The 22,111-nt window shown below is 69.7% G+C and carries 18 protein-coding genes and 1 tRNA gene; 8 read left to right on the top strand and 11 right to left on the bottom strand.

The window, feature by feature from the left end:
• Positions 1-52: 52 nt before the first annotated feature.
• The 7 genes from ACFHWS_RS19385 to ACFHWS_RS19355 form a co-directional block, all read right to left on the bottom strand.
• The gene (locus tag ACFHWS_RS19385) at positions 53-952 is read right to left on the bottom strand and encodes an ABC transporter substrate-binding protein (RefSeq protein ID WP_416555536.1); all 900 of its coding nucleotides are present in this window, start codon (positions 950-952) and stop codon (positions 53-55) included.
• A 40-nt stretch (positions 953-992) separates the two neighbouring features.
• Positions 993-1,703, bottom strand: coding sequence for an ABC transporter ATP-binding protein (locus ACFHWS_RS19380; protein ID WP_281550460.1), 711 nt, complete (start codon positions 1,701-1,703; stop codon positions 993-995).
• Positions 1,693-2,511 carry an ABC transporter ATP-binding protein gene (locus ACFHWS_RS19375; protein ID WP_416555539.1) on the bottom strand — a complete coding sequence of 273 codons (819 nt, stop codon included), beginning with the start codon at positions 2,509-2,511 and terminating at the stop codon, positions 1,693-1,695. The genes ACFHWS_RS19380 and ACFHWS_RS19375 overlap by 11 nt, the downstream gene beginning before the upstream one ends.
• Positions 2,504-3,613: a branched-chain amino acid ABC transporter permease gene (locus ACFHWS_RS19370; RefSeq protein WP_416555541.1), complete on the bottom strand. Its 1,110-nt coding sequence runs from the start codon at positions 3,611-3,613 to the stop codon at positions 2,504-2,506. The genes ACFHWS_RS19375 and ACFHWS_RS19370 overlap by 8 nt, the downstream gene beginning before the upstream one ends.
• Entirely contained in the window at positions 3,610-4,560 is a 951-nt protein-coding gene (locus ACFHWS_RS19365) for a branched-chain amino acid ABC transporter permease (RefSeq protein WP_416555543.1), read from the bottom strand. Before ACFHWS_RS19365 ends, ACFHWS_RS19370 begins: the two co-directional genes overlap by 4 nt.
• 99 nt (positions 4,561-4,659) lie before the next feature.
• Positions 4,660-5,784 carry a branched-chain amino acid ABC transporter substrate-binding protein gene (locus ACFHWS_RS19360; protein WP_416555643.1) on the bottom strand — a complete coding sequence of 375 codons (1,125 nt, stop codon included), beginning with the start codon at positions 5,782-5,784 and terminating at the stop codon, positions 4,660-4,662.
• Positions 5,785-6,063: 279 nt separating this feature from the next.
• Positions 6,064-6,684 (bottom strand): ANTAR domain-containing response regulator, encoded by a 621-nt coding sequence (locus ACFHWS_RS19355; protein ID WP_416555545.1) that lies wholly within the window; start codon positions 6,682-6,684, stop codon positions 6,064-6,066.
• A gap of 106 nt (positions 6,685-6,790) precedes the next feature.
• Between ACFHWS_RS19355 and ACFHWS_RS19350 the strand changes: the two genes are divergently transcribed.
• A tRNA-Leu gene (locus tag ACFHWS_RS19350) sits at positions 6,791-6,867 on the top strand.
• Positions 6,868-6,912: 45 nt separating this feature from the next.
• Here the strand turns inward: ACFHWS_RS19350 and ACFHWS_RS19345 are convergent.
• A complete protein-coding gene (locus tag ACFHWS_RS19345; protein WP_416555547.1) occupies positions 6,913-7,605 on the bottom strand; it encodes an NUDIX hydrolase in 693 nt (230 codons plus the stop codon).
• 200 nt (positions 7,606-7,805) lie between these two features.
• Between ACFHWS_RS19345 and ACFHWS_RS19340 the strand changes: the two genes are divergently transcribed.
• The 6 genes from ACFHWS_RS19340 (at position 7,806) to ACFHWS_RS19315 (ending at position 14,695) form a co-directional block, all read left to right on the top strand.
• Entirely contained in the window at positions 7,806-9,464 is a 1,659-nt protein-coding gene (locus ACFHWS_RS19340; RefSeq protein WP_416555549.1) for a hypothetical protein, read from the top strand.
• 7 nt (positions 9,465-9,471) lie between these two features.
• Complete coding sequence (locus ACFHWS_RS19335) at positions 9,472-10,407, top strand: hypothetical protein (protein WP_416555551.1); 936 nt, start codon at positions 9,472-9,474, stop codon at positions 10,405-10,407.
• Between the two features lie 53 nt (positions 10,408-10,460).
• Positions 10,461-11,270 (top strand): hypothetical protein, encoded by an 810-nt coding sequence (locus tag ACFHWS_RS19330; RefSeq protein WP_416555553.1) that lies wholly within the window; start codon positions 10,461-10,463, stop codon positions 11,268-11,270.
• A 115-nt stretch (positions 11,271-11,385) separates the two neighbouring features.
• Positions 11,386-11,985, top strand: a complete 600-nt coding sequence (locus ACFHWS_RS19325; RefSeq protein WP_416555555.1) for a LemA family protein — start codon at positions 11,386-11,388, stop codon at positions 11,983-11,985.
• A gap of 5 nt (positions 11,986-11,990) precedes the next feature.
• Positions 11,991-13,934 (top strand): M48 family metallopeptidase, encoded by a 1,944-nt coding sequence (locus ACFHWS_RS19320; RefSeq protein WP_416555557.1) that lies wholly within the window; start codon positions 11,991-11,993, stop codon positions 13,932-13,934.
• Positions 13,935-14,113: 179 nt separating this feature from the next.
• Positions 14,114-14,695 (top strand): GNAT family N-acetyltransferase, encoded by a 582-nt coding sequence (locus tag ACFHWS_RS19315; RefSeq protein WP_416568712.1) that lies wholly within the window; start codon positions 14,114-14,116, stop codon positions 14,693-14,695.
• Between the two features lie 117 nt (positions 14,696-14,812).
• Here ACFHWS_RS19315 and manD read toward each other — a convergent pair whose 3' ends face one another.
• Positions 14,813-16,021 (bottom strand): D-mannonate dehydratase ManD, encoded by a 1,209-nt coding sequence (gene manD / locus ACFHWS_RS19310; RefSeq protein ID WP_416555562.1) that lies wholly within the window; start codon positions 16,019-16,021, stop codon positions 14,813-14,815.
• 123 nt (positions 16,022-16,144) lie between these two features.
• On the opposite strand from manD, the gene ACFHWS_RS19305 reads away from it, so the two are divergent.
• Complete coding sequence (locus tag ACFHWS_RS19305) at positions 16,145-17,152, top strand: LLM class flavin-dependent oxidoreductase (protein ID WP_416568711.1); 1,008 nt, start codon at positions 16,145-16,147, stop codon at positions 17,150-17,152.
• Positions 17,153-17,361: 209 nt separating this feature from the next.
• Here the strand turns inward: ACFHWS_RS19305 and ACFHWS_RS19300 are convergent, their stop codons facing one another.
• Both ACFHWS_RS19300 and ACFHWS_RS19295 read right to left on the bottom strand, forming a co-directional pair.
• Positions 17,362-19,671: a cellulose binding domain-containing protein gene (locus tag ACFHWS_RS19300; RefSeq protein WP_416568710.1), complete on the bottom strand. Its 2,310-nt coding sequence runs from the start codon at positions 19,669-19,671 to the stop codon at positions 17,362-17,364.
• A gap of 142 nt (positions 19,672-19,813) precedes the next feature.
• Positions 19,814-22,069 (bottom strand): beta-galactosidase, encoded by a 2,256-nt coding sequence (locus ACFHWS_RS19295; protein ID WP_416555568.1) that lies wholly within the window; start codon positions 22,067-22,069, stop codon positions 19,814-19,816.
• Positions 22,070-22,111: the final 42 nt, after the last annotated feature.

The raw sequence follows: 22,111 nt of genomic DNA, 5'->3' as shown, positions 1-22,111 counted from the left end.
CGTCACGCCGTCCGGGGAGGAAGGGTTGGCCGCGGACATCGGCAGCCGGGGCTCAGGGGTTGACGGCCGGGTCGGTGATCCCGCCCGCCTCGACGCCCCAGTTGCTCAGCGCCTGCTCGTAGCCGCCGTCGGCGATGATCGCGTCAAGCGCCTCGGCCAACGCCTCGGCGAACCCGGTCTGGTCCTGGGCCACCACGTAGCCGTACGGCGCCGAGTCGTAGATGTCGCCGGACAGTTCCAGCTCGCCGTTGGTTTGCTGAACCGCGTACGCGCAGACCGGCGAGTCGGCCAGCATGGCGTCGTTCTTTCCGGAGACCACCGAGGTGGTCGCCTGGTCCTGCCCCTGGAACTGTTCGATGACGATCTCCGGGTCACCGGCGTCAACGCACGCCGCCGAGCGGGCCTCGATGTCCTCCACCTGCACGGTGCCGGCCTGGACCGCCACCCGCTTGCCGCAGGCGTCGTCCGGGTCGACCGGTTCCCCGGCCCGCGACGCCCACTGGGTGCCGGCCGAGAAGTACGACACCATGTCGACCTGGGCCTTGCGCTCGTCGTTGATGGTGAACGAGGAGACCCCGATCTCGTACTTGCCGGACATCACCCCGGGGATGATGTCGTCGAACTGACTGGGCACGTACTCAGTGGTCAGGCCGAGCTTGCCCGCGACGGTGTTGAACAGGTCGACGTCGAACCCGATGACGGTGCTTCCGTCGGTGTCGAGGAACTCCGCCGGAGCGTAGGTCGCGTCGACGCCGACCAGGATCTTGCCGTCGGCCTTGATCTCGTCGGGGACGAGCGCGGCCAGTTCGTCGTCGGCCGACGCGCTCGGCGCGTCGCCGCCGGGCTGTTCGACGCTGTCCTGCTCACCGCAGCCGGCGACGGCCAGCAGGAGAGCGAGCGCCCCGGCGAAGCCGGCGGCGGCCCGCCGGATCCGGTGATGTGAGGTGGTCACGTTTCCTCCGAGGGGGTGGTCGGGTCGTACCGGTGCCGGGTCAGGCGACACCGAGGTACGCCTCCTTGACGGCCGGGTCGTGCAGCAGGTCGGCGCCGGTGCCGGACTTGACGATCCGACCGGTCTCCAGCACGTACGCGCGGTGCGCCCGGGACAACGCCTGTTGGGCGTTCTGCTCGACCAGCAGGACCGTGGTGCCCTGCTGGTTGATCTCCACGATGATGTCGAAGATCTGCTGGATCAGCATCGGGGCGAGCCCCATCGACGGCTCGTCGAGCAGCAGCAGCTTCGGGCGGCTCATCAGCGCGCGGCCCACGGCGAGCATCTGCTGCTCGCCGCCGGACAGCGTGCCGCCGTGCTGCCTGCGGCGCTCGGCCAGCCGGGGGAACAGGCCCAGCACCCGGTCCAGATCGGCGGCGATACCGGCGCGGTCGCGCCGGGTGTACGCCCCCATGTCGAGGTTCTCCAGCACCGTCATGCCGGGGAAGATGCCCCGGCCCTCCGGTGCCTGGCACAGTCCGCGCCGGACCCGCAGGTCGGCCCGGAGCTTGGAGATGTCCTCGCCGTCGAAGGTGATCCGCCCGGCGGCGATCGGCCGGATGCCGGAGATCGCCCGCATGGTGGTGGACTTGCCGGCGCCGTTGGCACCGATCAGGGCGACGATCTCGCCCTCGTTCACCGTCAGGCTGATGCCGTGCAGCGCCTGGATCCGCCCGTACAGCAGGCTGACGTCGTCGATCTCAAGCAACATCGTCGGGCACTCCCAGATAGGCGGCGATCACCCGGTGGTCGTCCCGCACCTCGGCGGGCAGGCCTTCGGCGATCTTCTTTCCGAACTCCAGCACCACGATCCGGTCGGTGACCCCCATGACCAGACGCATGTCGTGCTCGATCAGCAGCACGGTGACGCCCCGGTCGCGGATCTGCCGAATCAGCTGGAGCAGCTCCTCCTTCTCCGCCGGGTTGAACCCGGCCGCCGGCTCGTCGAGGCAGAGCAGCGCCGGGCTGGTGGCCAGCGCCCGGGCGATCTCCAGCCGCCGCTGTTCGCCATACGACAGGTTGCGGGCCATCTCGTTGATCCGGTGGCCGATGCCGACGAAGTCCAGCAGCTCGCGGGCCTTCTCCCGGCCGTCACGTTCCTCGCGCCAGTGCCTCGGCAGCCGTAGCATCGCCGAGACGACGCTGGTCTTGTGGTGGGCGTCCGCGCCGACCTGAACGTTCTCCAGGGCGGTCATCTCGGGGAAGAGCCGGATGTTCTGGAACGTCCGGGCCATGCCCATCTTGGTAATCTGGTGGCGCTTCTTGCCGGTGATCCGCTGACCGCGGAACCGGATCTCGCCCTCGGTCGGCCGGTAGATGCCGGTCATCGCGTTGAAGCAGGTCGTCTTGCCGGCCCCGTTCGGTCCGATCAGACCGAGGATCTCGCCCTTGTAGAGGGTGAAGTTCACGTCGTCCAGGGCGACCACGCCGCCGAAGCGCAGCGTGACGTGGTCGACCTCGAGCAGGGGTTCGCGGGTCGCGGCGGTCGGGCCGGTCCCGGTCGCTTCGGTGTCAGCCACCGACGGCCACCTCCTTACGGCGGTCCTTGAACTCGGCGGATCGTCGCCGGTTGGCGATCAGGCCCTGCGGCCGGAAGATCATCATGACCACGAGAGTCAGGCCGAAGACCAGGAACCGGTACTCGTAGAGTTCGATGCCGAACATCTCGATGCCCCGGAAGCGTTCGATCAGGTACGCCACCAGGCCGCCGCCGACGATCGCGCCGACGATGTTGCCGGAGCCACCGAGGATCACCGCCGCCAGGATGATGATCGAGTTGAGCAGCTCGAAGTTCTGCGAGCTGACGAAGTTCTGCTTGCCGGCGAACAACGCGCCGGCCAGGCCACCGATCGCCGCGCCCATGGCGAACGCCCACAGCTTGAACTTGAAGGTGGGCACCCCCATCAGCTGGGCGGCGTCCTCGTCCTCCCGGATCGAGACCCAGGCCCGGCCGACCCGGCTGCGGTTGAGGTTGCTGACCAGGATCACCACCACGATGATCAGGGTGAGCACCAGCCAGTAGTACGGGCGGGCATCGAGTACGCCGAAGACCGGTTTGCCGTCGGCGTACTCGCCGGGCGGGTGCGGGATCTGGTTGAGCCCGCGCTGGCCCTTGAGGAACTCGGAGCTGACCGCGGCGATCCGGATCATCTCGGCGAAGCCGAGGGTGACGATCGCCAGGTAGTCGCCGCGCAGCCGCAGGGTCGGGGTGCCGAGCATCAGACCGGAGATCATCGTGATGCCGATCGCCAGTGGCAGCGCCATCTCCCACTGCCAGAGCGTCTGGAGGTCGCTGCTGGGTGAGGTGAGCACCGCGACCGTGTACGCCCCGACGGCAAAGAAGCCGAAGTACCCGAGGTCGAGCAGGCCGGCGAAACCGATCACGATGTTCAGCCCGACCGCCAGCAGCACGTAGATGGAGACGGTGAACAGCACCTGACCGAAGTTGGACTCGGTGGTCGGGATCGGCCCGAGGTGCTGATAGAAGCCTTCGTTGGGCAGGGCGTAGAAGAACACCACCACGGCGGCGATCAGCACCCAGCGGGTCCACTTGGGCATCTGGTGCCAGCGGTCGGCGAGCTGGCCGCGTGCGTCGTGCAGCTTGGTCCGCAGACTGGTCATACCCGCGCCCTCCCCAGGGATTCGCCGAGCAGGCCGGTCGGCCGGAACATCAGCAGGACGACCAGCACGGCGAAGGCCACGAAGTCCTTCCACTGCGTACCGAACAGGCCGGAGGCGTAGTTCTCGACCACGCCGAGCAGGAAGCCGCCAAGCAGCGCACCGCGCAGGTTGCCGATCCCGCCGAGCACGGCGGCGGTGAACGCCTTGAGCCCGAGCAGGAAACCGACACTGTAGGTGAGCACCCCGATGCGGACGTTGTAGAGCAGGCCGGCGACACCGGCCATCAGGCCGCCCATCACGAAGATGATCATGATGATCCGGTCCTTGTTGACCCCCATCAGCGCGGCTGTGTTCGGGTCCTGGGCGACCGCCCGCACGCCCCGGCCCATTCGGCTGCGGTTGATGAAGAAGTCAAGGCCGATCATCATGCCCAGCGCCGCGACGACGGTCAGCACCTGCACGATGCTGACCGGCACGCCGGCGACGGTGAACCACGTCTCGTTGCTGACGATGGTCGGCAGGCCCTGCGGCAACCGCCGGGTGTAGATCCCGAACGCCTCGGCCATCACGATGGATGCGCCGATCGCGGTGATCAGGAAGGCCAGCGGCGGCGCGTTGCGCTTGCGCAACGGCCGGTACGCGACCCGTTCGACCAGGGTCGCGGTCGCTGCCGACGCCAGCGCCGCGGCGACCATCGCGATCAGGAAGTAGAAGACGATCTGGCCCACTCCGCTGACCACCGAGTCCTGGGTCAGGCCGAGCGCGCCCCAGGTCCACAGCGCGGCGAACGCGCCGGCGATGAAGACCTCGGAGTGGGCGAAGTTGATGAGTCTGAGCACGCCGTAGACCAGCGTGTAGCCCAGCGCGACCAGGGCATAGATGGCGCCCTGTGTCAAGCCGGTCGTGGTGAGCTCTCCGAAGTTCGAGAGCAGTCCGTTGACGTCCAAGGAGGGTGCTCCATCGAGGGCTGGGAAAAGAGTCGGGTGCGGCCGGGAGCGTGCTCCCGGCCGCACCCGCTAGACAGCTGATCTCGCCGATCGGGCGGATCAGGGCTTGGGGATCTCCTGGTCCGCCACGACCTCGCCGTCGACGACCTTGAACGCCCAGACGACAACCTGGTTGACGTCCATCTCGCCCTTCTCGTCGAACTTGTAGCTGGCCGCGACGCCTTCGCCCTCGTAGCCACGCACCCACTCGAGCAGTGCCTCGCGGGTGGTGTTGCCCTCCTTGATGCCCTCGAGCATGATGTTCGCCGCGTCGTAGGCGGTGTCGCTGTAGGTGCCCGGCTGGCTGCCGTGCAGCGCCTCGTAGTCGGCGGCGAAGCTACCCCGCGCCTCGGTTGCCGGCTGGCAGGGGCAGGTGAGAATGGTGCCCTCGGCCGCAGCCGCTCCGGCCGACTCGATGAACGCCGGGTCGTTGACGCCGTCACCGGCAACCATCGTCGCGGTGACGCCCGTGTCGGTGAGCTGCTTACGGATCAGGCCGGCCTCCTGGTAGTAGCCACCGAAGAAGATTGCGTCCGCCTCCGAGGAACGCACCTTGGTGACGGTCGCGGAGAAGTCGACCTGCTTGCCCTCGCCCTGGACCTTGTCGGAGTCGACAACCAGGTCACCGAGGACGTTCTTGACCTCGTCGGCCAGCCCGGCGCCGTACGCCGACTGGTCGTCGATGACGAAGACCTTCTCCGCGTTCAGCACGTCACGGATGTAGACACCGGCGGCCGGACCCTGGCTCAGGTCGTTGCCGACGCCCCGGAAGAAGGTCGGCCAGCCCTGGTCGGCCAGGCTGGGCCGGGTCGCCGACGGGGTGATGGTGACCAGCCCGGCTTCGGCGAACAGCGGACCGGCCGCTTCCGACTCACCGGAGTACGCCGGACCGACGATGCCGAGCATCTTGTCGTCGTCGATGGCCCGCTGGGCCAGGCCCGGCGCCTGGTCCGGGCTGCCCTGCGAGTCCAGCCCAACCAGCTCGACCTTGCAGTCCGGGTTCGCCTCGTTGTACTGCTCGACCGCGAGCGCCGCGCCGTTGTTCTCGTTGATGCCGAGCGCCGCCGAGGGGCCGGTCAGCGCCCCGAAAAAGGCGATCTTGTAACCACACGCATCGCCGCCAGCTTCCGTGGTGTCGCCATCGCCGCTGCCGCAGGCGGCGCCGCCCGCGACGAGCGCCATCATGGCGACGCCGCCGAGCACGCGGACAAGATTACGCTTCAAGGCTCGAAACCCTCCTAGATCCAATTGGCCCGAACCACCCACTGCCGATTGGCTCTTGCGGGAAGCACGCACCCGGCCGCTATCCCGGCCTTGGGGCGGGACGCTATCCCACCTGCCTGGCACGCCGTAAGGTCCAGGAAGGGCCGTTGACAAAAACGTTACGTAGCGTGGCCTGACTGCCCGTATGGCTGTAACACGCGTCGGCTGTCATCCCCCGACGTCGATCCCGGGCTCGTCTCACTACTGCTGCTGCTGGCTGGCGGCCTCACCGGGCGTCTCGGCCAGGATCCGGTCGGCGACGTCCCGCATGGTCATCCGGTGGTCCATCGCCATCCGCTGGATCCACTTGAACGCCTGCGGCTCGGTCATGCCGTAGGAGGTCATCAACATGCCCTTGGCCCGCTCGACGACCTTGCGGGTCTCCAGCCGGTCGGTCAGCCCGGCGACCTCGGACTCCAGCGCGGCCACCTCGGAGTAGCGGGACAGCGCGATCTCGATCGCCGGCACCAGGTCACTCTTCTGGAACGGCTTCACCAGGTACGCCATCGCACCCGCCGCCCGGGCCCGCTCCACCAGGTCCCGCTGGCTGAAGGCGGTGAGGATGACCACCGGGGCGATCCGGCCACCGGCGATCCGCTCGGCCGCCGCCAACCCGTCCATGATCGGCATCTTGATGTCAAGGATGACCAGGTCGGGCTTGAGCTCCTCGGCGAGCCGGACGGCCGTCTCGCCGTCCCCGGCCTCGCCAACCACGTCGTAGCCCTCCTCCAGGAGCATCTCCGCCAGATCGAGGCGGATCAGCGCCTCGTCCTCCGCGATCAGCACCCGCCTGCGCTCGGCACCCGCCTGCGTGTCGGCCACGTACCCCTACCCCCAACGCTTGCCACCCGACACCCACCGGGTTGGGTGTCGCCGCCTTCAGCGTAGTAGGTAGGCTTGGCATAGCCAGGCCCCAGACCCGACAAAGGTCCCCGTACTCCAACCGGTAGAGAGACGGAGCTCAAACCTCCGACAGTGTGGGTTCGAATCCCACCGGGGGCACCACCCAGCAGGACGCGACCCTTCCGGTCCGGCGGGCCGGACTCGATGTCAGCGCTGTCCTGCCGCTGTCTCCCCGCTTCCGCTTCGCAGCATCGGCGGGTAGAGCTCGGTCGCCCCACCGGCACGGTAGAGCGCGGCGGGTCGGCCCACGTCGGTCACCCGGCGGTGGCCGGTAGGGACCAGAAAGTCGTCGGCGTTGACCACCTTCCGGTGGAAGTTGCGGGGATCGATGCCCATCCCCCACACCACCTCGTACACCCGCCGCAGCTCGGTGATGGTGAAGGTTGGCGGGCAGAACGCCGTCGCCAGCGTCGTGTACTCCAGTTTGGCGCGGGCCCGCTCGACTCCGTCGGCCAGGATCGCGGCGTGGTCGAAGGCGAGGTCGTCCGGGCCGAGCTCGTCGACCGGCGTCCACCTGGCGTGTCGCGCGTCGGTGCCGGCCGCCGGCAGCGGCAGGTCCGGAGCGAGCGCGAGGTACGCGATGCTGACCACCCGGCCACGCGGATCACGCCCGGGCTCGGTGTAGCTGTACAGCTGTTCGAGGTGGAGGGCGCGGCCATCGATCCCGGTCTCCTCGGCGAGCTCCCGCAGGGCGGCGGCGCCGGCGTCCTCAGTGGCGCCAACGAACCCTCCAGGTAGGGCGGTCCTGCCCAGGAAGGGTGGCTTGCCTCGTTCGATCAGCAGCACGTGCAACCGCTCGTCTCGCACGGTCAACACGACCAGGTCAACCGTCAGTGACACTAGGGTCACTACTCCTCGACCGTTCACGGCCTGAGTGTATCCAATCGTCACCTTGACGATAACCGATTGCCCACTTACGCTTGGTAACTAATCTCGTCATCTTGACGAGATCTATCGCCTAACCGTGGCGGCCCGAGCACCGCCCGATCGTTCGTCCAACCCGCCAACCGATGTCAGCACCCTCCCTGGAGGTCACCCCCATGACCGATCAGTTCTCCCCCGTGCCACCGCAGCGGCCGCCTACGCCGCAACCGGCAACGCCGCCGCAACCGGCGGTGGCAGTGGCGCCCGCTGCGGCTACCCGACACCTCGTCGTCGGTGCGTACCTTGACGAGCGGTTCTGCCGAGCCGCGCTACGGGAGGTGTACGACCAGCCGACCCGGGCGGTGGCACCGTCCTACGGGTTCGACCTCGGCACCGTGCTCGGGCACTGCCGCCAGGCCGGGCGCATCCTCACGATCCGGGACTCCGTCATCGTCGGAACGCTGTTCCTCAGTTTCTGCATCGGAGGGTTCGGCATCCTAGCGACCGGCATGCTGCTCGGCGCCGTGCAGTCGGTTGTCTCGATAGTCCGGTTGGTCCGCGACTCTCTGCACCGGACAGCCGTCAACGAGTCGCGACGGCTGAGCCGGATCGTTGGCTCCGCCGTCACGAGTCTGGTCAGCATCGGCGCGTTCTGGCTGTTCCTGGCGCTGCTTTTCGGCTCCGCCAGTCTCCTGGTGACCAGTCAGGCGTTCCAAGGCGAAGACCCCGTCACGAGCGTACTGGTAGTCGTCCATATCGGAGCCGTGACGGCTCTGTGCGCCGCGTTCGGGCCCACCGTTGTCGCCAACATCGTCCGGTGGCACGAGGCCGCGCAGCATGGGCCCGCTAGCCGTCCGCCGGCCCCGCCGTCGGACGGCCGGATCCAGGAGATCCTGCGGCAGCAGGGCGGGAACACCATTGTCTACTCCGGCTACTCTCCCTTCGTCGGATCGGGAAAGGTCCTGGGAATCTCGGACCTGGCCGTCCGGATGATCCGCCCGCAACAGGGCTTCGATGACCAGTCCTCCGAGTCGCAGCGGGAAATCGACGAACTTCCTTTCGCTGCGGAGCAGCTCGTCGGATACGTCCGGGACCGGCTCGCGACGCTCAGTCAGACGGACTCGCCGGAGCACCTGTTGCCGGGTCTGACAGTGGTGGACAAAGTCTTTACGGCGGGCACCGAGACCACCGAACTAGCCCAAATGACCTGGGGACCGGCGATGGTGGACATAATCCGGCAGCCGCGCGACGCCCGCCGGCACTACCTTGCCTGCCAGGTCACCTCCTGGCGGGGCGAGCTGGTCACCACCGTGTACGCGCACTTCGCGCTGCAGGGCCGCACGCTCTACCTCGAGATCGCCACCTGCGCGCTGGCCCCGTGCCGCGACGAGTACCGGATCGTCGACGACGTCAGCAGCATCGGACTACTGCCCTACGCCAGGGCCGCCCTGTCCGGTCTGGCCGAATCACCGCAGGTGGTGGCTATGGCTCCGGCCAACCTGGCCCGGACCGTCGTACGGTCGCTGATCCGGCGCGTCGCGACGAGTCGGTCGGCCCTGCCGTACGGCATCGACCGGGGCGCCCGGGTCGGAATTCGCGAGCTGGCCACCTTCGACGAGGTCCGGAACGACTTCCAGAACCAGGACGTCGCGAAGTACCAGGAGATCGTCACCCGCCGCCTGGTCGCCGCCACCCTCGACTTCCTCGTCGATCAGGGGGTGGACGTCACTGAGTTCCGCCAACGCGCGAACGTCCTGATCAACAGCGGCATCTACGCCGGTGGCGACGTGCAGACCGGCGACGTCTCCAGCTCGTTCAACCCGGGCCGGAAGTGAGTGCGCGATGAACCAGCCATCCAGCAGCCACAACAGCGGTATCCACGCCGGCGGGGATGTGCACACCGGCGACATCTCCGACTCGTTCAACCCGGTCTCCGGCACCACAGCGCAGACCAAACCCGTCGCCGCACAACGGTCAACCGAGGCCGACCCCGCGCAGCAGCGGGCCGATCTGGGTGTGCTGACCGTACTGCCACAGGAGACGCGCGCGGTCGTCGATATCTTTCAGCAGGCCTGGGAGTACCGCCGGAGGGTACTCCCCGATGGAACCCGGGTGCATGAGGCCATCTTCGAGACTCCGCACGGGCCGCGCACGGCGGTGCTGATGCAGACCCTGGACCGAGGGCAACTGTCCGCCACCGCCGCCTACACCCGGCTACGGCACTGGTACGCACCGCCGATCATCGCCCTCGTCGGCATCGCCGGTGGCATCGGCGCCCAACTCGACGTCGGCGACGTGGTACTCGCCGACCAGATCATTTTCTACGACAACCATCGGGACACCGCGGACGGTCCCCGCCGGCGGGGCGAGTCGACGGCGCTGACGGCGGCGCTGACCATCGCGGTCAACGACCTGTTCAGCACCGAGGGTGAGCCATTGCGGATTCCCTCACCAGACCACGGCGGCGACTTCCGCGTACGACGCGGGCCGCTGGGTTCCGGCAGCGCGGTGATCACCGACGAAAATTCCCGGATCCGTACGTTCTTGCATGACTTCCAGGAGAAGTGCCTCGCTGTGGAGACCGAATCCGGTGGCCTCGTGCAGGGCTTCCGGGAGGAGTTCGCCGACGGTACCGGGCTCACCGGCTGGCTCGTGCTCCGCGGCATTTCCGACCATGCCGACGCAGCGAAGGGTCACCGCGACCACGACCTGGCGGCCCGAAACGCCGCCCGGGCGTTCCACCGCGTACTGCCCTACCTGTGGGACGCACGCCGCTGACAGGTGCTGTCCGGACCCGGTCCGGACAGCACCAGCCGTACCAGGAGGATGCGATGCCAGGTCCGACGCGCGCCTGGCCACCGCGCAGGCGCGGTCTGTTCAGCCACCGGCTGGACACCGTGATCACCGTCCTGCTCGCCCTGGCGCTCGGTCTGCTCGGCGTCCTTGACGTGGTCGACACCGCCACCGTGGCTGCCGCGACGCTGGGAACACTGGCCCTGCTCACCACGACGGTGGCCGGGGAGCGCCGGCAGCTGGACCAGGTGGTGCGCCGGCTGGACGGCGCGGTACGGCTGATCCGGCACCTGCCGGTCCAGCCCTCCGGCGCGATGTCGCTACGGGCCTCGACCTCTGGTGCAGACGTCGACCTCACCGACGTCGAGGACATCGCCCTCATCGGGGTGACCCTCGGCCGGACCCTGCGTAACCAGGTCGACCAGATCGCCAGCCGGCTTGCCGCAGGTGCCCGGATCAGGGTCGCGCTCATCGACCCGGCGACCTCCGTACCGGCCGAGGCCGCCCGGCGGGCCACCCTGCCGGACGACCGGGACATCTTCGTCAACCGGGCCCGGCCTACTCTCGACCTGCTACGCGAGCTGGCCCGTACCGCCCGTCCCGGCACCGGCTCCCTGGAGGTACGGTTGCTGCCGCTCGTGCCGGCGTCGGGGATGATCCTGCTGGACGCCGACGAGGAGACCGGACGCATCCACGTCGACCTCTACTCACACCGCCCGTCGGCAGCCGAACCGATGATGACGCTGACCACCGCCAGTCTGCAGTGGTACCGACACTTCCGTGACGAGTTCGAACACCTCTGGCGGCACGGACGGCCGGTCGACCTCACCCGCGCTCCGGTGCCCTGACCGGCCGCTCTGGTTCGGCCCGGCTGCGGTGCAGGTGGCGTACGCTCGGGCGAGCTATCAGTGCAGGCCGCCGGGGTCGCTGCGCCACCGCTGGCGAAGCAGGGAGCAGGAGGACATGGAACTGGCCATCGGGCTCTTCTGCCTGATTTGTATAGTTGTGGCAGTCTTCGCCGGGTACGGCGTCGCAGTGTACAACGGACTGGTCACTGCCCGTAACGCGTTCCGGAACGCGTTCGCCCAGATCGACGTCCAGCTGACCCGACGCCACGACCTCATCCCCAACCTCGTCGAGGTTGCCAAGGGGTACATGAGACACGAACGTGAGGCGCTCGAAGCGGTGATCGCCGCCCGCGGCGGCGCGGTCGACGCGCAGGCCGCCGCGACCGGCAAGCCGGGTGACCCGGCGGCGATGCAGCAGCTCGCCGGGGCCGAGAACATGCTGACCCAGACCCTGGGCCGGTTGTTCGCGCTCTCCGAGGCGTACCCGGACCTCAAGGCCAACCAGAACATGATGCAGCTGACCGAGGAGCTGACCTCGACCGAGAACCGGGTCGCGTTCGCCCGGCAGGCCTACAACGACGCGGTGATGGGCTACAACAACAAGCGGGAGCGCTTCCCCGGCAGCATCGTGGCGAACATGTTCTCATTCAGCCCGGCCGCCCTGTTCGAGGTCGACGATCCGCAGCAGCGGCAGGCCCCCCGGGTGACCTTCTGACCGGCATGAACTTCTTCGAACGGCAACGTCAGGTCCGGCGGGTCTCCGCCCGGCTGGTCGCCCTGTTCGTGCTCGCCGTGGTCGGCATCGTGGCCGTGGTCGACCTCGCCGTGTTCGTCGTCTTCGACGGCGCGTCCCGGCAACCGGCCGCGCTCCTCGGCATGCTGGTGGTGACCAGCCTGGCGACCGTCGCGGTGATCGGCCTGGCGGCGCTGGTCCGCACAGTCACGCTGCGCGGTGGCGGCGGACGGGTGGCCCGGGAGCTCGGCGGCGTACCGGTGCCGCCGGACACCACCGACCCGCAGCTGCGCCGGCTGCGCAACGTGGTCGAGGAGATCGCCATCGCCTCCAGCGTGCCGGTTCCGGAGATCTACCTGCTGCCGCGCGAGGAGGGGATCAACGCGTTCGCCGCCGGCTGGTCGACCTCGGACGCGGCGATCGCGGTCACCCGGGGCACGCTGGAGCGGCTCAACCGCGACGAACTGCAGGGCGTCATCGCCCACGAGTTCAGCCACGTGGTCAACGGCGACATGCGACTCAACATCCGGCTGATGGGGCTGCTGTTCGGCATCCTGTTCCTGGCGGTGATCGGCCGTGGCCTACTGCGCACCGGATTCGTCAGCGGTGGCCGCTCCCGCAGCGACAACCGGGGCGGCAACCCGCTACCACTGATCGGGCTGGCGATGGTCGCCGCCGGGTACGTCGGTGTGCTGGTCGGCCGACTGATCAAAGCGTCGGTGTCCCGGCAGCGCGAGTACCTGGCCGATGCCTCGGCCGTGCAGTTCACCCGGCAGACCGCCGGGCTGGCCGGTGCGCTCAAGAAGATCGCCGGGCTGCCCGCCGGGTCACAGCTGAATAGTCCGAAGTCCGAAGAGGTCGGCCACATGCTGTTCGGGCCGGGTGGCAGGCTGACCGCGCTGTTCTCGACGCATCCGCCGATCATCGACCGGATCAAGGCACTCGATTCCAGCTTCGACGCGGACGAGCTGACCACGCTGTCCCGGCGGTGGGCGGCGGCCCCGCCGTCCGGGCTGGCCGAGGACCGCGCGCTCGGGCTGACCGGCGGCACCCCGGGCGGCGCCGCGTTGCCCGCCGACGCCGCGTTGCCCGCCGACGACACCCAGGTGCCGATGGACCCGGCCCAGGTCGTCGACCGGATCGGCGCGCCGCCGGCGAGCGCCTACCAACACGCCGCCGACCTGCTCTCCCGGATCCCGCAGGAGCTGACGGAGCAGGCCCGTCGACCGGACACAGTGGCACCGTTGATCCTCGGCCTGCTGCTGTCGGCCGACCCGCAGGTCCGCGCCGGCCAGCATGCCGCCATCACCCAGCGGTACGGCACCCCGTTAGCTGACGCCGCCTGGCAGGCCGGTGCGCGGACCGCCAGCCTGCACCCGATGCTACGGCTGCCGCTGGCCGAGATCGCCTTCCCCGCGTTGGCGCAGCGGTCACCGGCCGAACGCGACACGCTCGCCGACGCGATGGCCACCCTGGTCCGGGCCGACGGGCGGATCAGCGTCTTCGAATACTGCCTGTCCCGGCTCGTCGGCGATGAGCTGCGCGAATCGCTGCGGCCATCGTCGCAGCCGGGCCACGGCCGCCGTACGCTGCGCGCCAGCCAACCGGCCGTGCAGACACTGCTCAGCGTGCTCGCCCAGGCCGGGCACCCGGATCCGACCGCCGCGCAGCGGGCCTTCGCCGCCGGTGCGGCGCACGCCCTGCCCCAGGCAGCCGCCCGGTTCGCCCCGCCTGCGGGCGGCGTACTGGAGCTGGAATCGGTCTGGCCGCTCCTCGACGAACTGCGCCCGGTGGAGAAGGCCCGGCTGGTGGCGGCGGCGGTCGCGGTGATCGGACACGACGGGGTGATGACCGTGCCGGAGGTCGAGCTGCTGCGGACCATCTGCCTGATCCTGCACAGCCCACTGCCACCACTGCCGGTGCCGGCCTGACCGCCGCCCACCGCTGGCCCTGGGCCGGTCTCGTTGGCGACGTACATGGTTGAACGGATGACCGAGGCAGCGTTCGACCTGCCCGACGTCACCGCGGCCGAGCTGTTCGACCGGTTCCTGGTGTGGACGTGGCGGCCATGCTGACCGTACGGACCGCCACAGCCGCTGATGTTGATCCGTTGGCTGAGTTGCTGGCGCAGGAATGCGTGCTGGACCCGGTGGTGTCCTGGCTGATCAACGACCATGCGCTGCGGTACCTGACGATGCATCAGTTCTTCACCGCCGAGCTGGAGTTCGGCGTACGGCACGGCATCGTCGATGTGGCCGGGCACTGCGACGGGGTGGCAATCTGGTACCCACACCCGTTCGACCGGCTCCTCGGTGCAGAGCACCAGCGGCGGCGGTTGCGGGCCTGCGGCGACCGGCACGGACCGTACGCGCACTACACGTGCACCGCCGGCCGAGTGGAGCCGACAGGCCGACACCATCATCTGGCGTTCCTGGCGGCGGCACCCTGGCTGAGACGGCGAGGCATCGGGTCGGCGCTACTCGCCGCGCATCATGCCCGGCTGGACCGGATCGGGATGCCGGCCGTGGTGGAGGCGAGCAGCCAGCGACAGCGGGTGTTTCACGAACGCCATGGCTACCGGATCGTCCGGGTGGCGCACCTGCCGGCCGGCGGCCCACCGCTGTGGGCGATGCGCCGATCCGGTGACCCGGTCGACCAACCGCCCATGGCCGCAGCACTGTGCGTCGGCTGAGCCAGAAGAGCCGCACCGCTTCATTGATATGAGGCTGAGATACCTTACATCTGCGTCGTAGAGTATCTCAGCCTCACATCGATGCGTGCCGGCGAGGAACCGACCGGCCTGGTCGGGTCACCAGTTGTGCATGCTGCCGTCGGTGAGCCGGTTGACCGGCAGCGACGCCGGCGCGTACGGGTAGCGCGCCGCCGCGGACTCGTCGATGTCGACGCCGAGCCCGGGTTCCTCACCGGGCTGCAGGTAGCCGTCGGCGTAGTGGTACGAGTGCGGGAAGACCTCGTCGGTGGCCTCGGTGTGCCGCATGTACTCCTGCAGGCCGAAGTTGGGGATGCTCAGGTCGACGTGCAGCGCGGCGGCCATGCAGACCGGCGACAGGTCGGTGGCGCCGTGCGATCCGCTGCGGACGTGGTGCAGCGCGGCCAGGTCGAAGATCCGGCGCAGGTGGCTGATCCCGCCGGCGCGCACCACCGTGGTACGGACGTAGTCGATCAGCTGCTCGGTGATCAGCTGCTGGCAGTCGAAGATGGTGTTGAAGACCTCGCCGACGGCGATCGGGGTGGTCGTGTGCTGGCGGATCAGCCGGAAGCCCTCCTGCAGCTCGGCCGGGACCGGGTCCTCCAGCCAGGTCAGCCGGTACGGTTCCAGGTCCTTGCCGAGCCGGGCCGCCTCGATCGGGGTAAGCCGGTGATGGGCGTCGTGCAGCAGCTTCAGGTGCGGGCCGAACTCGTCGCGTACTGCCGCGAAGACCTGCGGGGTGTGCACCAGGTAGCGCTCGGTGGACCAGGTGGTCTCGGTGGGGATCGCGGCGTCGGCCGGCTCGTAGAACATCCGGTCCTTGCCGACCCCGTACGTCGCCGGCAGGCCGGGCACGGCGGTCTGTACGCGTACCGCCCGGTAGCCGAGGTCGACGTAGCGGGCCACCTCGGCGAGCACCTCGGGGACCGTCTCGGCGTTGGCGTGGCCGTAGACGGTGACCCCGTCGCGGCAGCGACCGCCGAGCAGCTGGTAGACCGGTAGCCCGGCGACTTTTCCCTTGATGTCCCACAGCGCGGTGTCGACTGCCGCGATGGCGCTCATCGTGACCGGGCCGCGCCGCCAGTAGGCACCCCGGTACAGGTACTGCCAGGTGTCCTCGATCCGGCTCGCGTCCCGACCGATCAGCGTCGGCACCACGTGATCACGCAGGTAGCTGGCGACGGCCAGTTCGCGGCCGTTGAGGGTGGCGTCGCCGACGCCGGTCACACCGTCCGAGGTGACAATCTTCAAGGTAACGAAGTTGCGGCCCGGGCAGGTCACAATAACCCGGGCGTCCACGATCCGCATCGACCAGTCTCCTCGTCTGTGCGGCGGCCGGCTGCCGCTCGCCGCCGAGGTTAGCCGAACCGACGATGCCGGGAAATCCGGGCGGCGGGAAGATCCGGGCGCGGCACCGGGTTGGGCACAGGTGTGATCGACGTACCGCTCTCCGTCCTCGATGTGGCCCCAGTCGCCACCGGCAGATCCGTCGGTGAAGCGCTGCGGCACACCACCGAGCTGGCCCGCCGAGTCGAGCAGCTCGGCTACCACCGGTTGTGGGTGGCCGAGCACCACAACATGCCCGCCATCGCCAGCTCGGCCCCGGCGGTGCTGCTCGCCCACCTGGCCGCGGCCACCTCAACGATCCGAGTCGGCTCCGGCGGGGTGATGCTGCCCAACCATCCGCCGTTGGTGGTCGCCGAGCAGTTCGGCACGTTGGAGGCGCTGCACCCGGGCCGGGTCGATCTCGGCATCGGCCGGGCCCCGGGCACCGACCAGGCCACCGCACTGGCGCTGCGGCGCACCGTGGCCGGGCTGGGCGCTGAGACGTTCCCGCAGGAGCTGGCGACCCTGATCGGCTATCTGCGCGGTGACGCCGGGCCGATCGCCGCGACCCCACACGCCGGGCAGTCACCGGCGATCTGGCTGCTCGGTTCCAGCGGATTCAGCGCCCAACTCGCCGGCACCCTGGGCCTGCCGTTCTCCTTCGCACACCATTTCAGTGCGGCCAACACGCTGCCGGCGCTCGCGCTGTACCGGCAGCATTTCCGCCCATCGGCGTGGTTGGACCGGCCGTACGCGATGGTCGCGGTCAACGTCGTCTGCGCCGAGTCGGACGAGCGGGCCGAGTGGCTGTCCGGCCCGGCCGCCCTGGCGTTCCTGCGGCTGCGCGCCGGGCGGCCGGAGGCACTGGTCAGCCCGGAGGAAGCGGCCGCCTATCCGTACACGGATCTCGAGCTGCAATTCATCCGCCAACGCAACGAGGAGCAGGCGGTCGGCTCCCCCGACACGGTCCGGCGGGCGCTGCACGAGTTGCGCGAGCGCACCGGTGCCGACGAGCTGATGTTGACCACGATGGTGTACGACGTCGCCGACCGGGTGCGCTCGTTCGAGCTGGTGGCCGGTGACCCGGGCCACCCCACGGACGGCGATCAATAGCCGGAAACAGGAGCTTCATCAGCTGGTCACCGCCGCGCGACGGTCCGCTGGCTATCGTCTCTGGCAGGTGATGGTTCGACGCACGAGATCACGCGTGGGGTGGATGTCGTCGCGTCCGCCGACGGGGGACCGGGTTCCGGTCCCCCGTCGGCGCGTCTACGGCCGCCGGCTCACTCAGCCGGCCGCCGGACTCACTAGAAGGTAGACATTCACCTCAAGTAGACGTTCGGCGTCGGTGGTGCCGGCATGTTGGCGCCAATGAAGAACGACGGGTGTGGCGGCTGGTTGTAGGCGGTGTTCTGCCAGGCGACCGCCACCCGGTACTGCGGGTCGTGCATCAGGGTGTGGATCCGTCGGTCAGTGGTGTGCGGTGTGGCGTAGATCCGCAACGCGCGGGAGTCGCTGGTCCGCCAGATGACCTCCTCCCGCCAGTCGCCGAACAGGTCGGCCGACAAAGCGGGGGTCGCCTTGGTGCCGTTGTTCGACGCCACCCCGGAGCCGGTCAGCAGCCGGGTGTCGCCGGAGGTGCCGTACTTGTCGATCCGGGTCCGGTCGAGCAGTTCCCGGACGGGGTCGCCGTCCCACCAAATCACGAAGTTGGCCGACGACGGCTTGCGTCCGACGTTGCCACCGGTCGGCGACCGCAGCTCGGACACGGCCGACGACCAGGATTCGGCACCGGCGCTGCCTGCCCAGATGTCCGCCGACACGCCCCGGCCGTTGTCCCCGCCGGTCGGTGTCTGCCAGATGATCTGCCCGGTGCGGGCGTCGATCAGCGCCGACGACGGCTTCGAGCCGTCCTCCTGGACCTTGAAGTACTCCAGCCCGGACCGCCCCGGGTCGAGGTCACCGAGGTGTCCGGCGTCGCCGTGGTTCAGGCTGGTGTTCCACAGCCCGCGACCGTTGTCGTCGATGGTGGCACCGCCGAAAACGATCTCGTCGCGGCCGTCGCGGTCGACGTCCGCGATGGACAGCGAATGGTTGCCCTGCCCGGCGTAGCTGCCGTTGCCTGACGAGTTGGAGTCGAAGACCCACCGTTGAGTGAGGCTTCCGTTGCGGAAGTCCCAGGCGGCGATGACGGTGCGGGTGTAGTAGCCGCGTGACATGATCAGGGACGGCCGCCGGCCGTCCAGGTAGGCGGTGCCGGCGAGGAACCGGTCCACCCGGTTACCGTACGAGTCGCCCCAGGACGACACGTTGCCCCGGGCCGGCACGTAGTTGACGGTGGACAGGGCGGCACCGGTCCGACCGTCGAACATGGTCAGAAACTCCGGACCAGATAGCACGTAGCCCGACGAGTTGCGGTAGTCGGCGCCGGAGTTGCCGATGACATTGCCCCGGCCGTCGCGGGTGCCGTCGGCGGTCTTCATCGCCACCTCGGCCCGGCCGTCGCCGTCGTAGTCGTACACCTGGAACTGGGTGTAGTGGGCACCTGCCCGGATGTTGCGGCCCAGGTCGACGCGCCACAGCCGAGTCCCATCGAGCCGGTACCCGTCGACGTAGACGTTGCCGGTGTAGCCGGAGTGCGCGTTGTCCTTGGCGTTGGACGGGTCCCACTTCAGGACGATCTCGTACTGTCCGTCACCGTCGAGGTCGCCGACGCTGGCGTCGTTAGCCGAGTAACTGTAGCTCTCCCCGGACGGGGTGGTGCCGCCCGGCGGCACCTGCAGCGGCACGTCCAGGTAACCGTTGGCGAAGATCAACGAGGCTGGCGACGCGGGCTGCTCGGTGCCAGCGACGACCGCCCGGACGGTGTAGCTGGCATTGGACGCGGCACCCGCGTCGTAGTAGTTGGTCGACGCGGTGACCGGCGACGAGGTGATCCGGGAGGAGCCACGGTAGACGTGGAACCCGGTACCGGCGGCCTCGGTGCCGAGCAGCCGCCAGGAGACCAGGTTGCCGGATCCGGACCGGACGCTGATCAGCCCACGGTCGAGGTCCTCCATCTGCTTGGCGCCGGGCCCCGGCGTCGGCGGCGAGGTGGTGGGCGGAGGCGCCGTGGTCGGTGGGGCGGTCGTCGGGGGTGCCGTCGTCGGGGGTGGTGCGGTGGTCGGCGCGACGCCGCCGGTGCAGGTGGTCCCGTTGAACGCGAAGGTCGTCGGCACCGGATTGCTGCTGTTGTTCCAGGATCCGTTGAAGCCGAACTCGGTGCTGGCGTTGGTGGCCAGGTTCCCGTTGTAGCCGACGTTGTCTGCGGTGACCTGGGCACCGCTCTGCGTCACCGCCGCGTTCCACGCCTGGGTGATCGTCTGCCCGGCGCCGAACGACCAGGTCAGCTGCCAGGATGTGACGGGGTCACCGAGGTTGGTCACGGACACGCTGGCGCCGAAGCCACCGGGCCATTGGCTGGTGACGCGGTAGTCGACCGCGCAACCGGCGGCCGCGGCGGCCGACGGCGCGAGGATCGTGGTGGCCACGCCGGCACCGATCGCGGTGGCCGCCGCAGTCGCGGCCGCGAGCAGGGCTCGGCGGGGGTTCCCGGGCTGGGACCAGGGGTTGCTGAGAGGGACGTTGCGCATGGAAGTCTCCAGGGAGCAGAGGGCGGACGGCACCTGACGGACGTCCCGGCTGCCCGGCCGGGGGGCGTACGCCCGGTGGCGCTGCGCTGGATCGGTCGACCGCAGTACGGCGGTCGTCGGTCGGCTCCCGTGCAGGCCAATGCTAGGGCAATCGCTTTCCTCGCTCAATGTCGATGTCCGTCGGCACCTGACGGGGTTGGTGCCGATGGTTCCGGTTGCCCACCGGCTGGTCCGGCTCCCGCAGCACCAGGAGCCCACCGGGCGGGACCCGGACCCGCCGGCTGCCCCGGCCGCGTCCCAAGATGCCGGTGACACCGGCCGGGGCGCCCGGCCACCGGCCCGGACCGCCGCCCATGGTCAGCAGCACGTCACTGGCGGGCAGGAACTCGCCGGCCACCATGATCTCCCCGGACGGCAGGACGCCACCGGAGACCAGCACGTCACCGGTGGCCGCCACCACCGCTTCCTCCCGGCCATGGTTGAACAGGAACAGCCACCGGGTGGTGCCGTCCACCCGGCGTACCGCCTCCACCCCGGCGGGCGCGGCGGGCAGTACCGGTGCCACCCCGGCCTCGGCGGCGACCACCGCCAGCAGCTCCCGGTAGCCGTCGTCGTCCAGTCTGGTGGACAGGTACCAGGCGGCGCCGGCACCGACCGAGCGGCGGGTCACCGCCGGCTGACCGGCCAGCACACCATCGACGTAGTCGAGCACCGGCTCGGCGGCACCGGCCTCGAAGCGTTCCCGCCACAGCCGGCCGGTACGCCCGCCGGACAGTCGCACCGTGCCGTCCGGACCGAGCGGCAGGAACTCCTCACTGCGGACGCCGAGCAGCTCACGCAGGGCACCTGGATATCCGCCCAGCCGGACCCGGGCGTCGGGGTCGGCGACCCCGGACAGGTAGCTGACCACCAGATAACCGCCGGTCCGCACCCAGTCGGCGAGGGTGTCCGCGACGGCGTCGTCCATCAGGTACAGCGCGGGCAGCACCAGCATCCGGTAGCCGGTCAGGTCCAGTGGTCCGGTCGCCGGGCAGACGAAGTCGGTGGTGATCCCGCACCGCCACAGCGCCCGGTGCGCGGCGGCCACCTCGTCGGCGTACGAGATGTGCCCCGACGGCAGCCCGGGATGCTGCAGCGCCCACCCGCTGGCGGCGTCCCAGCCGATCGCGGCCCGGGCCGCCACCGCGGCGGTGTCGGTCGCGGCGAGCAGCCGCAGCGCCTCGCCGAGCTGTACCGCCGACCGGAAGGTCCGGGAGTCGGCACCGGCGTGCGGCACCATCGCCGAGTGGAACGCCTCGGCACCGCCGCGCGGCGCCCGCCACTGGAAGAACATCGCGCCCCGGGAGCCGCGTGCGACGTGGGCGATGCTGTGCCGCAGCATCCGGCCGGGTTCCTTGGCGTAGGCGGTCCCCTCGGCGTACCGGTAGATCAGGTTGGGGGCGCTCTCCATCAGCAGCCAGGGCCGGTGCCGGCCCGCCGATGGCGGTGATCCGTCCCCGGTGACCGGGCGTGACCAGGACCGGGCGAGGTCGGCGGCGAGCGCGGTCTGTTCCTCGGCCCGGCCGTCGGTCTCGGTCGGATAGTGGTCGACGGCGATCAGGTCGATCTCCCGCGCCCACCGGGCGTGGTCCACCGGGACCCAGTCGCCGAACACATAGTTGGTGGTGACCGGCACGTCCGGCGTGTGTTCGCGGAGCAGGTCGCGCTGGTCGCGATAGGCGGCGAGCAGTTCGTCGGACCAGAACCGGCGGAAGTCCAGCACCTGCGTCGGGTTGGTCAGGTACTGGGTGGCGCGCGGCGGGTCGATCTGCGTCCATTCGGAGTAGCACTGGCTCCAGAAGGCACCGGTCCACGCCTCGTTGAGCCGGTCCAGGTCACCGTAGCGCTGCTGCAGCCACCGCCGGAACGCGTCGGCCGCGTGCGGGCAGTGGCAGACTGTGCCGTACTCATTGTGCACGTGCCACATCGCCAGCGCCGGGTGGTCGCGGTAGCGTTCGGCGAGCATCGCGGCGATGCGCCGGGCCGCGACGCGGTACGCGGGGGCGGCCGCGCAGTACGTGTCCCGGCTGCCGTGCCGCAGCCGTACCCCGTCGGCGGTGACCGGCAGCGCGTCGGGGTGGGTGAGGGAGAACCACGGCGGCGGCGAGGCGGTCGGGGTGGCCAGGACGACCCGGATCCCGCCCTGCTGCAGCAGGTCGAGTGCCCGGTCGAGCCAGTCGACGGTGTACTCGCCGGGGTGCGGTTCCAGCCGGGACCAGGCGAACACCCCGACGGTGACCAGGTTGACCCGGGCGCGACGCATCAGCTCGACGTCCTCGACCCAGGTCGTCTCCGGCCACTGCTCGGGGTTGTAGTCCCCGCCGTAGCAGAGCCCGTCGAGTCCTTTTGGCCAGCGCATCGGCGCTCCCTCCGACGTTGACAGTTTGTTGGATTAGCAAAG

It is taken from the genome of Micromonospora sp. LOL_013, from assembly GCF_048060315.1.
Lineage (GTDB): Bacteria > Actinomycetota > Actinomycetes > Mycobacteriales > Micromonosporaceae > Micromonospora_E.
This window is presented reverse-complemented; position numbering and strand designations above follow the sequence as displayed.